The sequence below is a fragment of the Rhizobium sp. TAL182 genome (assembly GCF_002117725.1).
GTDB classification, from domain to species: domain Bacteria; phylum Pseudomonadota; class Alphaproteobacteria; order Rhizobiales; family Rhizobiaceae; genus Rhizobium; species Rhizobium esperanzae.
The window spans coordinates 329763-344425 of the sequence record NZ_CP021028.1 but is presented as its reverse complement, the minus strand read 5'-3'; the positions used below and the strand labels follow the sequence as shown (position 1 = coordinate 344425).

14 protein-coding genes are annotated in these 14663 nt (G+C 62.0%); 10 read left to right on the top strand and 4 right to left on the bottom strand.

Features of this window, described 5'->3' with window-relative positions; all coding sequences use genetic code 11:
- Positions 1-26: 26 nt before the first annotated feature.
- Complete coding sequence (locus Tal182_RS28240) at positions 27-281, top strand: hypothetical protein (protein ID WP_064808528.1); 255 nt, start codon at positions 27-29, stop codon at positions 279-281.
- Positions 278-724 (top strand): type II toxin-antitoxin system VapC family toxin, encoded by a 447-nt coding sequence (locus tag Tal182_RS28235; RefSeq protein ID WP_085861625.1) that lies wholly within the window; start codon positions 278-280, stop codon positions 722-724. The genes Tal182_RS28240 and Tal182_RS28235 overlap by 4 nt, the downstream gene beginning before the upstream one ends.
- A 24-nt stretch (positions 725-748) precedes the next feature.
- On the opposite strand, the gene Tal182_RS28230 is transcribed toward Tal182_RS28235, so the two are convergent.
- Both Tal182_RS28230 and Tal182_RS28225 read right to left on the bottom strand, forming a co-directional pair.
- Positions 749-1957, bottom strand: a complete 1209-nt coding sequence (locus tag Tal182_RS28230; protein WP_085861758.1) for an amidohydrolase/deacetylase family metallohydrolase — start codon at positions 1955-1957, stop codon at positions 749-751.
- A gap of 171 nt (positions 1958-2128) precedes the next feature.
- On the bottom strand, positions 2129-2998 hold the full coding sequence (locus tag Tal182_RS28225; RefSeq protein ID WP_085861624.1) for a sigma-70 family RNA polymerase sigma factor: 870 nt from the start codon (positions 2996-2998) through the stop codon (positions 2129-2131).
- A 108-nt stretch (positions 2999-3106) separates the two neighbouring features.
- On the opposite strand from Tal182_RS28225, the gene Tal182_RS28220 reads away from it, so the two are divergent.
- Positions 3107-3565 carry a carboxymuconolactone decarboxylase family protein gene (locus tag Tal182_RS28220; protein WP_085861623.1) on the top strand — a complete coding sequence of 153 codons (459 nt, stop codon included), beginning with the start codon at positions 3107-3109 and terminating at the stop codon, positions 3563-3565.
- Positions 3566-3632: 67 nt separating this feature from the next.
- On the opposite strand, the gene rhaI is transcribed toward Tal182_RS28220, so the two are convergent.
- The gene (gene rhaI / locus Tal182_RS28215) at positions 3633-4925 is read right to left on the bottom strand and encodes an L-rhamnose catabolism isomerase (protein ID WP_085861622.1); all 1293 of its coding nucleotides are present in this window, start codon (positions 4923-4925) and stop codon (positions 3633-3635) included.
- A 212-nt stretch (positions 4926-5137) separates the two neighbouring features.
- A complete protein-coding gene (locus tag Tal182_RS28205; RefSeq protein WP_085861620.1) occupies positions 5138-7234 on the bottom strand; it encodes a bifunctional rhamnulose-1-phosphate aldolase/short-chain dehydrogenase in 2097 nt (698 codons plus the stop codon).
- 198 nt (positions 7235-7432) lie between these two features.
- Between Tal182_RS28205 and Tal182_RS28200 the strand changes: the two genes are divergently transcribed.
- The 7 genes from Tal182_RS28200 to Tal182_RS28170 all read left to right on the top strand — a co-directional run bounded on the left by Tal182_RS28200 (position 7433) and on the right by Tal182_RS28170 (position 14604).
- Complete coding sequence (locus Tal182_RS28200) at positions 7433-8245, top strand: DeoR/GlpR family DNA-binding transcription regulator (protein ID WP_085861619.1); 813 nt, start codon at positions 7433-7435, stop codon at positions 8243-8245.
- A gap of 47 nt (positions 8246-8292) precedes the next feature.
- Positions 8293-9288 carry a rhamnose ABC transporter substrate-binding protein gene (gene rhaS, locus Tal182_RS28195; protein WP_064808509.1) on the top strand — a complete coding sequence of 332 codons (996 nt, stop codon included), beginning with the start codon at positions 8293-8295 and terminating at the stop codon, positions 9286-9288.
- A gap of 72 nt (positions 9289-9360) precedes the next feature.
- A complete protein-coding gene (locus tag Tal182_RS28190) occupies positions 9361-10896 on the top strand; it encodes a sugar ABC transporter ATP-binding protein (protein WP_085861618.1) in 1536 nt (511 codons plus the stop codon).
- 9 nt (positions 10897-10905) lie between these two features.
- A complete protein-coding gene (locus Tal182_RS28185; RefSeq protein WP_085861617.1) occupies positions 10906-11907 on the top strand; it encodes an ABC transporter permease in 1002 nt (333 codons plus the stop codon).
- Entirely contained in the window at positions 11904-12911 is a 1008-nt protein-coding gene (locus tag Tal182_RS28180; RefSeq protein ID WP_085861616.1) for an ABC transporter permease, read from the top strand. Before Tal182_RS28185 ends, Tal182_RS28180 begins: the two co-directional genes overlap by 4 nt.
- On the top strand, positions 12908-13228 hold the full coding sequence (gene rhaM, locus Tal182_RS28175; protein WP_085861615.1) for an L-rhamnose mutarotase: 321 nt from the start codon (positions 12908-12910) through the stop codon (positions 13226-13228). Before Tal182_RS28180 ends, rhaM begins: the two co-directional genes overlap by 4 nt.
- Positions 13225-14604 (top strand): FGGY-family carbohydrate kinase, encoded by a 1380-nt coding sequence (locus tag Tal182_RS28170; RefSeq protein ID WP_085861614.1) that lies wholly within the window; start codon positions 13225-13227, stop codon positions 14602-14604. The genes rhaM and Tal182_RS28170 overlap by 4 nt, the downstream gene beginning before the upstream one ends.
- Positions 14605-14663 lie beyond the last annotated feature (59 nt).

The following is a 14663-nucleotide window of genomic DNA, read 5'->3' as shown; positions in this document are numbered from 1 at the left end:
TTGACAGCAACTGCGAAGGTTTGAATATGGCCGTTCTGACGGTTCGAAATGTGCCCGATGAAGTGCATCGGGCATTGCGCGTGCGGGCGGCCATGCACGGCCGCAGCACCGAGGCGGAAGTTCGTGAAATCCTGGAAAGTGCGGTGAAGCCGGAGCAACGCATTCGCATGGGGGATGCCTTGGCGGCGCTCAGTCGGCAGCAGGGGCTAACCGATGATGATTTCGCAGTGTTCGATCAGGTACGCGACAGCGCGCCGGCGGAGCCGTTGAAGTTTGAATGATCGTCCTGGATACGAACGTCCTTTCCGAGGCGATGAAACCGGCTCCCAATCCGGCAGCGCGTTCGTGGCTGAACGAGCAGGTCGCTGAAACCTTGTATCTATCGAGTGTGACCTTGGCCGAACTGCTGTTTGGCATCGGTACGTTGCCGGACGGTCGGCGCAAAGCGGCTCTGAGCGAAACGCTCGGCGGCGTGCTCGACCTGTTTGGCGATCGGATATTGCCGTTCGACGTCGGAGCGGCCCGGCATTATGCCGACCTTGCCGTCAGAGCGCGAGCGGACGGCAAAGGCTTCCCAACTCCCAATGGATATATCGCCGCCATTGCCGCTTCGAAGGGCTTTATGATCGCAACGCGCGACGTGAGCCCGTTTGAGGCGGCAGGACTGATTGTCATAAATCCCTGGAACCATCGATCATCCGAGGCCTCTCAGGAGGATTCATGATCCAATCCCGCCTCGCAGCGCGATCTACCTGTAGGAATAACCGTGGCTGTGACGCACGAGCCTGCGCGCCCGCGGCACGTACCGGCTGGCGGTGACGGCCTCGGCGCCCATCACCGCGTAGCGCGGCTCGAACAGTCTGTTCAGGACCGAGACATCGCCATTGGAATCCGTCGTTTCGAGCTCGGAGTCGACGAGGTCGAAAATGGTGAATTCGGCTGGCGCGCCAACGGAAAGCCGGTCTTCCATCGGCAGTTTGATGACCGAGGCCGGCGCATGGGTGACGGCTTCCACGACTTTGTCGAGGGGCATGCCGACGCTCAGCAGTTTCGACATCGTCGTCGCCAGGTCCCAGACCGGAAAGTTCATCGAATGGCCGTGCAGGTCGGTCGAGATCGAGAACGGCAGAAGCCCGCGCGCGATCGCCGCTTCGGCAACCTTGAAGGAGAAGGAGGCGCCGCCATGGCCGATGTCGAGGCGGATGCCTTCGGAGGCGCAGCGCTCGGCGAGATTGAAGAGATCCTCGTCCTCCATGATGCTCGAACCGGCCTTGCCGTTGAAGCAATGGGTGACGACGTCACCGGGGCCGAGAATTTCGAGCACTTCGTCGTAAAGCGCCGGCGGTTCGCCGACATGGACCATCATCGGCACTTTCAGGATCTTGGCGATCTTTTTGCCGAGCTTGACGGGAGTGACGCCCCAGGAGCCGGTGATGACATGACTGGCGCGCACCTTGATGCCGACGATGTGCTCGCTGTTTGCGGCATAGACTTCGAGGATGCGGTCGAGATCGATATCTCTGATATCCCTGAGCTCGGCGACACGGTTGCAGGCGACGAGGCCGATCGAGCCGAGGTTCAGGAAGGCCTTGATGCGCTCACGCGAGGGCTCGATGATATACTCGCGGAAGCCATGGAAATTCGCCTCGCCGGCCGAACCGGCGTCGACCAGGGTGGTGACGCCGCGCTCGAGACCGCATTCGGAGGGGCGGATGGAGATATCGGTGCCGCCATGCCAGATGTGCACGTGCAGATCGATCCAGCCCGGCGAAATGAAGGCACCCTTGGCGTCGATGCGTCTCACATCTTCAGAGGCCGGAAGCGACGGACCGATCCCGGCGATGCGGCCCTCGGCATTGACGAGAATATCGATCACCCCCTCGGATGCGCCCGCACCGAAAGCCATCGGCCTGACATTGGTGAGGAGAAGCGGCTTCTTCGCCTGGTCGCCCGACATGATCATATTTCAAATTCCATAGTTATGTTATGTAAATCCTTATAATAGAATAAAGCCGAAGAGACTACTGTCAAGGGAAATGAAGCGCAGCCGGCCGCACGACAACGGCGGCCGCGCGCTGGCTGTAAACCGCGCTCGCCGTCAAGAAGCGGCAAAATTTTCTCAGCGATTTCAATCCCGCAGGATTGAGTAGTCAAGCCGTTCGAGGTGGTCGGGATCGGCGATGGCGTCGATTGCCGCAATCCTGTCGCCGGCGATAGTAAACGCCACCACGACGCGGATCCGATCCGCGATGCGCACGACGAAGCCAAGCTCGCCGTCGACGATGGCGATTTCCGCCGCCTGCGCCCGGCCCTTGAACAATTCTGCCACTTCGGATGCGCCGCGCCTTTCGCCGAAGGCGCCGAAACGCGCCGCCGTCGCATCCAGCCGAAACACGACATCGGGGGCGAGCACGGCAATCAGCGCCTGCAGATCGCCGTTGCGCGACGCCGTCAGAAAGGCTTCCGCAATCGTTCGCTTGCGGTTGAGATCGACATCCGGCGTCTCGTCCACGCCCTGCACCCGGCGGCGGGCACGGCTCGCGAGCTGACGGGCGGCGGCGGATGACCGGCCGATAATCGGCGCAATTTCATCGAACGGAAGATCGAACATGTCGTGCAGCACGAAGGCAACCCGTTCGGCAGGCGCCAGCGTCTGCAACACGACGAGCAGCGCCACGCCCACCGAATCGGCGAAGGCGGCGTCGCGTTCCGGATCCTTGGCCGGATCGGCGATCGCTGCATGGACCGATGTCTCCAGCGGCTCCTCGCGCCGGGTCTTGCGGGCACGCAGCATATCGAGGCAGATGCGCGCCACCACCGTCGTCAGCCAGCCGCCGAGATTGCCGACGTCAGTCCTATCCGCGCGAGTGAGCCGCAGCCAGGCCTCTTGAACGGCGTCTTCGGCCTCGCTGCGCGAGCCGAGCATGCGATAGGCCGCGCCCTTCAGATGCGCCCGGTTCGCCTCGAATTGATCGGCCAGCCAATTATTCTCGTTCATCCGTCACATTCCTTCGCTGCGTTCCGTCACATCAATGACGAATGAAACCGGGCCGGTGTGACAGCGCCGGCGGATCGTCGCACCCTAAACGCATCAAGGAGACATATCATGCAGGAGAGAATGGGAAATCCCGCCCTCGTGCTTCCAGAAGCCATGCAGGCGCTCAATGCACTCAGCAAGGTGCCGACCGAAACAGGCCTTTCGCCGAAGCTGCTTGAACTCGTCAATCTGCGCGCCAGCCAGATCAACGGCTGCAGCGTCTGCATCGATGGTCATTGGCGCATTGCCCGCAAGCACGGCGAAACGGACGAGCGGCTCTTTGCCGTCGCCGGCTGGCGCGACGCCCCGTATTACAGCGAGGCTGAACGCGCCGCCCTCGCCTTGACCGAGGCCGTGACCCGCACCAGCGACCGCGCCGCCCCAGTGCCCGACGATATCTGGGACGAGGCAACCCGGCATTATGACGGCCGGAGCCTTGCCGCGCTTGTCATCGCCATCGCCAATATCAATGTCTGGAACCGGCTGAACATCGCCACCCGTCAGATCGCCGGCGCCTGGAAACCCTGAGCGCCGATTGCCGGCAGCGTTTCACCCCGCGCTGCCGGCGATCCACACTTCTATTCAGCCCGGCAGCTCAGATGATGCCGCCGCCGCCGGCAACGGAAGCCGGACGCTCGGCCGCCACCTTTTTGCGGTAGCCGCTGGCGCGGTAGGCGGCAATCGGGTCGATCGCGCCGCCGGCCCAGCGGCGAGCCTCGGCAAGGATCGGTTCGACATCGGCGCGATAGGCGCGCTTCAGCGTTTCCGACGCCATCAGCGCGTCATTGTCGTTCTGATAGCCTTCGAGCGCCCTGCGATCGACGATGAGCGCCTGCGCATAAGCGCGGCGGATTTCGTTGGCGCTGTTGATCAGGCTCTCGATCGGATCGGTGACATTGTGCGACTGGTCGATCATATGGGCCGGATTAAAGTCGTTGACGCCGCGCTGCTCGGCATCGACCAGCTCGTTGAAAACGAGGAAAAGCCTATAGGGATCGATGACGCCGGCATCGAGATCGTCGTCGCCATATTTCGAATCGTTGAAGTGGAAGCCGCCGAGCTTGCCGAACTGGATCAGGCGGGCGACGATCATCTCGATATTGGTGTTCGGCGCATGGTGGCCGAGGTCGACCAGGCAATAGGCCTTCGGGCCGAGTGCCTGGGCGATCAGGTAGTTGGTGCCCCAATCCTGCACGATCGTCGAATAGAAGGCCGGCTCGTACATCTTGTGCTCGGAGAAGAGCTTCCAATCGTCGGGCAGCGCCTTGTAGATATCGGCCATCGAGGCGAGATAACGTTCGAATGCCCTGGTGAAATTGCTCTGGCCGGGGAAGTTCGAACCGTCGCCGATCCAGACTGTCAGCGCCTTGGAGCCGATCGCCTTGCCGATCTCGATACATTCGAGATTGTGCTCGACCGCCTGGGCGCGTGTTGCCGCGTCGGTGTGGCTGAGCGAGCCGTATTTGTAGGAATGAGCCTGGCCGGGCGCATCGGAAAAGGTGTTCGAATTCATCGCGTCGAAACCGAGGCCGAGCGCATCGCCCTTGGCCTTCAATTCCTTCGCATCCGCCTTGTCCCAGGGAATATGCAGCGAGACGTTCGGCGTCGCCTGCGTCAGCTGATTGATGACGGCGCAATCGTCGAGCTTGTCGAAAATGCCGCGCGGTTCGCCGCTGCCCGGGAAGCGGGCAAAGCGCGTGCCGCCGGTACCGACACCCCAGGAGGGAACAGCCACGAAGAATTCCGCGACCTTGCGCGTGATGGCTTCGATATCGACGCCGCGGCGCGCAAGTGTGGCGCCCAGCGCCGCGTAATCGGCTTTCAGTGCGGCTGCCCGCTTGTCGTTTTCGCTCGCGATGAGATCCTGTGCGATCCTGAACTCAGCCATTCTTTCCTCCCGGTTCTGCAATTTCTACATTGGAACTGCCGTGGGGCCGCCCCTCATCCGCCTGCCGGCACCTCCCCGCGTCCAAACGGGGGAGAAGGGGATGTGCCGCGCCGTCTCCGTCCCATTCCAACATTTCGTTGGGCAAGTCCCCTCTCCCCGTCAGGACGGGGGAGAGGGTTAGGGTGAGGGGCAGACGCATCCGCCCCTCAAAATCACCGCGTAAAGCTCTGCACGTTGCCGGCATCGACGTTGATGATGTTGCCGGTCGATTTTGCCGAAAGGTCAGATGCCAGGAAATAGATCGCCTCGGCGATATCCTCCGGAAACACGTTGAGTTTCAGCATCGAGCGCTTGCGGTAATGTTCCTCGAGATCATCGACCTCGATCTTCGAGGACGCGGCGCGCTGCTCGCGCCATTCGCCGCTCCAGATCTTCGAACCGCGCAGCACCGCATCCGGGTTGACCGTGTTGACGCGGATGCCGGCATCGGCGCCTTCCAGCGCCAGGCAGCGGGCGAGATGAATTTCGGCGGCCTTCGCCGTGCAATAGGCAGACGCGTTCGGCGAAGCGGCAAGACCGTTCTTCGAGGCGACGAAGACGATGTTGCCGCCGAGCGCCTGGCGGCGGAACAGCCGGAAGGCCTCCCGCGAGACGAGGAAATAGCCGGTCGCGAGGATATCGATATTGCGGTTCCAGGTCGAAAGCTCGGTGGCTTCAATCGGCGCGGAGGAGGCAATGCCGGCATTCGAGACGAGGATATCGACGCCGCCGAATTCGACCGAGGCTTCGGCGAAGGAGGCGATCACCGCATCTTCCCTGGTGACGTCGAGCCGAACGCTGCGCACGGCGTCAGTGCCGTATTTCTTGACGAAATCGGCCTCTGTGCTTTCGAGTGCTGCCTGATCGATATCGGCAAGCACCACACAGGCGCCCTCGCCGACGAGGCGCGCGGCCGTCGCCCGGCCGATGCCGCCGGCGCCGCCGGTGACGAAGGCGACCTTGCCGGCAAGGCTCTTCGGCTTCGGCATGCGTTGCAGCTTGGCCTCTTCGAGCAGCCAGTATTCGATATCGAAGGCTTCCTGCTCAGGCAGGCCCTGATATTCCGAAACCGTCGAGGCCCCGCGCATGACGTTGATGGCGTTGACGTAGAATTCGCTGGCGATGCGGGCCGTCGCCTTGTCGCGGGCAAAGGACAACATGCCGACGCCGGGAACGAGGAAGATGACAGGATTGGCATCGCGCATGGCGGGCGAATTGTCATGCTTGCAGTCGTTATAATAGCGGGCGTAATCGGCGCGGTAATCCTCCAGCGCCCGGTCGAGGCCGGCGACGATCGCGTCGACATCCGGCTTGGCCGGGTCGAAATCGACGATCAGTGGGCGGATCTTGGTGCGCAGGAAATGGTCCGGGCAGCTGGTGCCGAGCGCGCCGAGCGGACGCAAATCCTTCGAATTGACGAATTCGAGCACGGCGTCCTGATCGTCGAAATGACCGAGCTTGCGCTCCTGCTTGCCGATGCGACCGCGAATCTCCGGCATCAGCCGGGCGGCGATGGCGCGGCGCTCGGTGACGGGCAGGCTCTGCGTCAGCGCACCGCCGAAAATCGTCTTGCCTTCGGTCTTTTCGGCAAACCAGACGATCGCCTTATTGATGATGTCGAGCGTCAGTTCATAGCAGGCCTTGGCGTCGTTTGCCCAGGTGAAGAGACCATGGCTTTCGAGCACGACGCCCTTGGCGTTCGGGTTCGCCTTGACGAAGGCTTCGAGATCGAGGCCGAGCTGGAAGCCCGGACGGCGCCAGGGCAGCCAGCCGATCTCGTCACCGAAGATCTGCTTGGTCAATTCCCTGGAGTTCTTCGAGGCGGCAATGGCGATGATCGCGTCGGGATGCATGTGGTCGACATGGGTGAACGGCACGAAGCCGTGTAGCGGCGTGTCGATCGAAGCAGCGCGACCGTTCAGGTTGAAGGTGCAGTGGGGCAAGAAACCGACCATGCGGTCTTCGTCCTCGACACCCTTATAGATGCCCTTCAGCGATTCCAGCTTGTCCTGGTAGAGCGTCGCGAAACCGTCGAGCTTGATGGTGCCGACATCGCCGCCCGAGCCCTTGACCCAGAGCACCTTGACCTTGCCGCCATCAAGCGGATCGGTTTCCATCACCTTCGCCGAGGTGTTGCCGCCGCCGTAATTGGTGATGCGCTTGTCGGCACCGAGCAGATTGGAGCGATAGAGCAGCTTGCCGGGCTCGTCGAGGCCTGCCGCGTAACCATCATCCCACCGGTTTTCCAGAAGCCGGACGTTCGCCGCCATGTCATCCTCCCATAATAGGCTTGCAAGGCGCCGCAATCCCAGCGCCCTTTCGCTCACGGTATCGCCCATCAAAAGTCCGCTTGTCAATCGAAAACGATCAAATTCGATTATTGTGCAGCGCAATATGAAAATTTATGATCGTTTGTGATTGACAGCCTTTAACGGATACGAAATAAATATGACAAGAGGAGGAGCCCAATGCACGAACGCGAACGCCATCGCATCATCTTAAGCGCCGTTCAGGAAAAGTCCGTCGTGACGATCCAGGACATTTCCGAGTTGACGGAAGCTTCTGAAGCGACGATCCGGCGCGATATCGCGGCCCTTCATGTGCAGGGCAAGATCCGCCGTGTCCGCGGCGGCGCGGAGGCAGTGCATCCGCCGCAGCTCGGCAATCTTGCCGGCCGGCCCTTCCGGGTTTCAGAATCAGTCAACATCGATAAAAAGCGCGCAATTGCGCGCGCGGCGGTCGATCTCTGCGAGGCGGGCGACGCCATCATCATCAATGGCGGCACGACGACGTTCCAGATGGTGCATTACATGGCTGGCCACCGCATGCAGGTGATGACCAATTCTTTTGCCATCGCCGAACATCTGGTGAAGCATTCCAAGAATACGGTGACGGTGCCGGGCGGCGCGATCTATCGCGAACAGAGCCTCATCCTGTCGCCTTTCGACAATGATGCGATCCGCAATTTTTATGCGCGGCGCATGTTCATCGGCGCGCAGGGCGTCGGCCCGCTCGGCATCATGGAGGCGGATGCCCTCATCATCCAGAGCGAGCAGAAGCTGATGCACCAGGCCGACGAACTCGTCGTCATGGTCGATTCAAGCAAGTTCAATCGCCGGTCGAGCCTCATTCTTTGCGCGCTCGACCGTGTTTCTGCGATCATCACCGATGACGGGATTTCGGAAGAGGCAGCTCGCATGGTCGAGAATGCCGGCATCCGGCTCGTCGTCGCCAGCCCGGTGGCGCAGCTTGCGAAGGAGGATTCCTCGTCGGTCGCGTGAGGTGCCGCCGAGGTGTGGAAGTCTAATCTTAATGGGAGGAAAGTGACATGAAATTCGCAAAGACACTGGCGCTCGGCGCAGCGCTCGCCATCGCCATGATGGCCGGCACTGCCAGCGCCAAGGACATCAAGATCGGCCTCGTGGTGAAGTCGCTCGGCAATGGTTTCTTCGACGCCGCCAACAAGGGCGCCCAGGAAGCCGCCAAGGAACTCGGCGGCGTGGAAGTGATCTACACCGGTCCGACGTCGACGACGGCCGAAGGCCAGATCGAAGTGATCAACTCGCTGATCGCTCAAGGCGTCGATGCCATCGCCGTTTCGGCCAACGATCCCGACGCGCTCGTTCCGGCGCTGAAGAAGGCAACCCAGCGCGGCATCAAGGTGATCTCCTGGGATTCCGGTGTTGCACCCGAAGGCCGCATCCTGCAGCTCAACCCGTCCTCCAACGAACTGATCGGCAAGATGTGCCTGACGCTCGCCAAGGATCATCTGGAAGGCGGCAAGGGTGACTTCGCCATCCTGTCGGCAACAACCACCTCGACCAACCAGAACATCTGGATCGACCAGATGAAGAAGCAGCTCAAGGATTTCCCGGGCCTCAACCTCGTCACCACGGTCTATGGCGACGACCTTTCGGACAAGTCCTATCGTGAAGCCGAAGGCCTCTTGAAGTCGAACCCGAACGTCAAGGTCATCGTCGCTCCGACGACGGTCGGCGTTCTCGCCGCTTCCAAGGTCGTCGAAGACAAGGGTCTCGTCGGCAAGGTCTACGTCACCGGTCTCGGCCTGCCATCCGAAATGGCCGGCGCGATCAAGTCGGGCGCCACGAAGGAATTCGCCATCTGGAATCCGATCGACCTCGGCTACTCCGCCACCCAGATCGCCTATCGCCTCGTCAAGGGCGAGACCGACGGCAAGCCGGGCAGCGAAATTAACGCCGGCCGCATGGGCAAGATCAAGGTCGGCGACAACGGCGAAGCCGCCATGGCCGATCCCTTCGTCTACAATGCTTCGAACATCGACCAGTTCTCCAAGGTCTTCTGATCCGGAGCGACGTTTAAGAGCCCGGCGGCCGATGGCCGCCGGGATTTCCCATTCGACACTGGTAGAAATCTGATGAACGCCGCCTTTCAACAACCCGTCACGGACAGCAAAACCGGCGATGCGCCCGCCATTCTGGAAATGCGCGGCATCTCCCAGATCTTTCCGGGCGTGAAAGCGCTCGACAATGTCAGCATCGCGCTCCATCCCGGTACGGTCACCGCGCTGATCGGCGAAAACGGCGCCGGCAAGTCGACGCTCGTCAAGATCCTGACCGGCATCTACAGGCCGAACGAAGGCGAGATCCTGGTCGACGGCCGGACAGTGACCTTCGCCAGCGCCCAAGCCGCGATCGATGCCGGCGTCACCGCTATCCACCAGGAAACCGTACTGTTCGACGAACTGACGGTTGCCGAAAACATCTTCCTCGGCCATGCGCCGCGCACGCGCTTCCGCACCATCGACTGGCAGGTGATGAACAGCCGCTCGAAGACGCTGCTGACCGCGCTTGAAAGCAATATCGATCCGACGATCCGGCTGAAGGACCTCTCGATTGCGCAGCGCCATCTGGTGGCGATCGCCCGCGCTTTGTCGATCGAAGCCCGCATCGTCATCATGGACGAGCCGACAGCCGCCCTCTCCCGCAAGGAGATCGACGATCTCTTCCGCATCATCAAGGGCCTGAAGGAACAGGGCAAGGCGATCCTGTTCATCAGCCACAAGTTCGATGAGCTTTACGAGATCGCCGACGACTTCGTCGTCTTCCGCGACGGCCGCGCCGTCGGCCGGGGCCGGCTCAAGGAAACGCCTCAGGACGAGATCGTCCGCATGATGGTCGGCCGCGACGTCGAAAACGTCTTTCCGAAGATCGAGGTGGCGATCGGCGCTCCGGTGCTCGAGGTGGAAAAATACAGCCACCGCACCGAATTCCGCGATATTTCGCTGACCTTGCGCAAGGGTGAGATTCTCGGCATCTATGGCCTGATCGGCGCCGGACGGTCGGAACTTGCGCAGTCGCTCTTCGGCATCACCATGCCGCTCTCCGGCAGGCTGACGCTCGAAGGTCAGGAAATTTCGATCAACTCGCCGCATGATGCCATCAAGGCCGGCATCGTCTATGTGCCGGAAGAGCGCGGCCGCCACGGCCTGGCGCTGCCGATGCCGATCTACCAGAACATGACGCTGCCGTCGCTGACGCGGACCTCGCGCAAGGGTTTCCTGCAGGCGGCGGAGGAATTCGCGCTCGCCCGCAAATATGCCGAGCGGCTGGATCTGCGCGCTGCCGCCCTCTCCGTGCCGGTCGGCACCCTGTCGGGCGGCAACCAGCAGAAGGTCGTCATCGGCAAGTGGCTCGCCACCATGCCCAAGGTCATCATCCTCGATGAGCCGACCAAGGGCATTGACATCGGTTCGAAGGCTGCCGTCCACGGCTTCATCAGCGAGCTTGCCGCTGAGGGCCTTTCCATCATTATGATCTCTTCCGAACTGCCCGAGATCATCGGCATGTCGGACCGTGTGCTGGTCATGAAGGAAGGTCTGTCGGCCGGGTTCTTCGAGCGCGATCAGCTTTCGCCGGAAGCGCTGGTGCGCGCGGCAACCGGAAATGCATGAGGTGACGGCATGGCCAAACTGATCAAAAAACGCGAAACCCTGCTCTTTGCCATCATCGTCGTGATGATCGTCGTCTTCTCGACGCGGGCCGCCGATTTCGCCACACCGGATAATCTCACCGGCATCTTCAACGACACCGCGATCCTAATCATCCTGGCGCTTGCCCAGATGACTGTTATTCTGACGAAATCGATCGATCTTTCGGTTGCCGCCAACCTCGCCTTTACCGGCATGGCAATCGCGATGATGAACGCCGCTTTTCCCGGCCTGCCGTTGATCGTGCTGATCCTTGCCGCGGTGGCGATCGGCGCAGCCCTCGGCACCATCAACGGCTTCCTCGTCTGGCGCCTCGAAATCCCGCCGATCGTCGTCACCCTCGGCACCCTCACCATCTATCGCGGCATGGCCTTCGTGCTCTCGGGCGGCGCCTGGGTAAACGCACACCAGATGACGCCGACCTTCCTCGCCGTTCCCCGCACGCCGATCCTCGGCCTGCCGGTGTTGAGCTGGGTCGCGATCATCATCGTCGCGCTGATGTATATGCTGCTGCGCTACAGCCCGTTCGGCCGCTCGGCCTATGCGACCGGCGGCAATCCGACGGCTGCCGTCTATGCCGGCATAGATACCGGCCGGACGAAATTCCTCGCCTTCGTGCTGTCGGGCGCGCTCGCCGGCCTTTCCAGCTATCTCTGGGTATCGCGTTACGCCGTCGCCTATGTCGATATCGCCAACGGCTTCGAGCTCGACAGCGTTGCGGCCTGCGTCATCGGCGGCATCTCGATTGCCGGTGGCGTCGGCTCGGTCGCCGGCACCGTCCTCGGGGCGCTCTTCCTCGGCGTCATCAAGAACGCCCTGCCGGTCATCGGCATTTCACCCTTCACGCAGATGGCGATCTCCGGAACCGTCATCATTCTCGCCGTTGCCTTCAACGCCCGGCGTGAGCGCAACCGCGGCCGCATCATCCTGCGCGACCGCGCCGCAGCCGACACCAGAACGGAGGCCGCAGCATGAGCACCGTATCCACCCACGAAAAGCGCGTCATCCCCGACCGCCTCGGCACGCCCTTCCGCCGCATCGTCGCAAGCTGGGAAGTGCTGCTCTTCGGTGTCGCCGTCCTGATCTTCATCTTCAACTCCCTGGCCTCGCCCTACTTCCTCGATGCCTGGAACCTCTCGGACGCCACCTTCAACTTCACCGAAAAGGCGATGATCGCCTTCGCCATGGCGCTGCTGGTCATCTCAGGCGAGATCGACCTCTCGGTGGCCGCCATCATCGCGCTCGCCTCGACGGCGATGGGGGCGGCGGCCCAGCTTGGCATCGGCACACCGGGCCTGGTTCTGATCGGCCTCGGCACCGGCCTAACCTGCGGCATCTTCAACGGCGTGCTGGTCTCGGTGCTGAAGCTGCCGTCGATCGTCGTCACCATCGGCACGATGAGCCTGTTCCGCGGCATTTCCTATATCGTGCTCGGCGACCAGGCTTACGGCAAATATCCGGCCGATTTCGCGTATTTTGGTCAGGGTTATGTCGTCTGGGTGTTCTCGTTCGAATTCGTGCTGTTCATCGTGCTGGCGATCCTTTTCGCCATCCTGCTGCATGCGACGAATTTCGGCCGTCAGGTCTATGCGATCGGCAACAATGATTTCGCCGCCCGCTTCTCCGGCATTCCGGTCGAACGAGTCAAATTCATTCTCTTCCTGCTGACCGGCATCATGAGCGGCATTGCCGCCGTCTGCCTGACCTCGCGCCTCGGCTCGACCCGGCCCTCGATCGCTCAGGGCTGGGAACTCGAAGTCGTCACCATGGTCGTGCTCGGCGGTATCTCGATCCTCGGCGGCTCCGGCACGATCGGCGGCGTCGTCATCGCCGCCTTCGTCATGGGCCTCGTCACCTTCGGCCTCGGTCTCTTGAACGTGCCGGGCATCGTCATGTCGATCTTCATCGGCCTGCTTCTCATCATCACCATCGCGATCCCGATCGTAGCCCGCCGCATCAAGCTCATGAGCTCCCGATGACCTTGGAAAAACACGCTTTCAAGATGCAGCTTAATCCCGGCATGGAAGCCGAATACCGCAAGCGGCATGACGAGATCTGGCCGGAACTGGTCGATCTCCTGCGCCAGTCAGGCGCCAGCGACTATTCCATCCATCTCGACCGCGACACCAACACGCTGTTCGGCGTGCTGACGCGGCCTGTCGATCACACGATGGCGAGCCTGCCGGAGCATCCCGTCATGAAAAAATGGTGGGCGCATATGGCCGATATCATGGCGACGAACCCGGATAATTCGCCCGTTCAAAGCGACCTCGTCACCCTCTTTCATATGCCATGAACGCTCCTTCCTATCGCCGCATCGCCGTTCTCGACATCGGCAAGACCAATGCCAAGGTGGTGGTGCTCGACGCTGGGACAGGCGCCGAGATCGCCGTCCTGAAACGGCCGAACGTTACGATCAAAACCGGTCCCTACCCGCATTACGACATAGAGGCCCTCTGGTCCTTCGCGCTCGATTCGCTGAAACGCCTTGCGCAGGCGCCTGGTTTCGACGCCATTTCGATCACCACCCACGGCGCCGCAGCCGCACTGCTCGATCGGGACGGCGCGCTCGCGATGCCGGTGATCGACTACGAACACGAATATCCGCAAGAAATTCGCGATGCCTATACGGCCTTGCGCCCCTCCTTCGACGAAACCTTTTCGCCGCGCCTTGCGATGGGCCTCAATGTCGGCGCGCAGCTGCACTATCAGAAGAGCGCCTTTCCCGCGGAATTCGGCAAGGTCGCGACCATTCTCACCTATGCGCAATATTGGACGGCGCGGCTGACGGGTGTCGCCGCCAACGAGCTGACCTCGCTCGGCTGCCATACCGACCTCTGGAACCCGAAGACCGGCAACTATTCCTCGCTGATCGACAGGCTCGGCATTCGCGGCCTGATGGCGCCGGTCCACTCCGCCTTCGATGCGCTCGGCCCTGTTCTGCCTGAAATCGCCGCAGAGCTCGGCCTTGCCGCGCGCGTGCCGGTCTATTGCGGCATTCACGATTCCAACGCCTCGCTGCTGCCGCATCTGGTCAATCGGACGGCCCCCTTCGCCGTGGTCTCCACCGGCACCTGGGTCATCAATTTCGGTGTCGGCGGCGATCTCGACCATCTCGATGCCAAACGCGATGCGCTCGCCAATGTCGATGCCTACGGCCGGGCCGTCCCCTCCTCGCGTTTCATGGGTGGGCGGGAATTCGAGATCCTGTCGGCCGAAATCGGCCCGGTCGATGAAAAGGCCGCCCAGGCGGCGATCGGCGCCGTCGTCGACAAGGGCATGATGCTGCTGCCCAACATCGCCCCCGGTTCCGGCCCTTTTCCCGGAAAAGCGAGCCGCTGGATCGACGCCGACGAGGCGAGCCGCGAGGAACGTCACGCCGCCGCCTGCCTCTATCTCGCTTTGATGACCGACGCCTGCCTCGGACTGATCGGCGCCAAAGGCCCCATCATCGTCGAAGGGCCCTTTGCGCTCAACGAAACCTATCTGACGCTGCTTGCCGCCCTTGCCGACCGCGAGGTCGTGGCCCTTCCCGGCTCGACCGGCACCAGCCAGGGGGCCGCCCTTCTCACCGGCATCCGGCCGGTATCGGGCGCCGAAACGCATGTTCCACCGGCCGAGATCGCGGGGCTCGCCGCTTATCGCGATCGCTGGTACGCGGCGATGGAATAAGCATTTCCGACTACGGTTGAAGAACGGGCTTGCTCGACCCTGCCCTGCGGTTAGTGTGC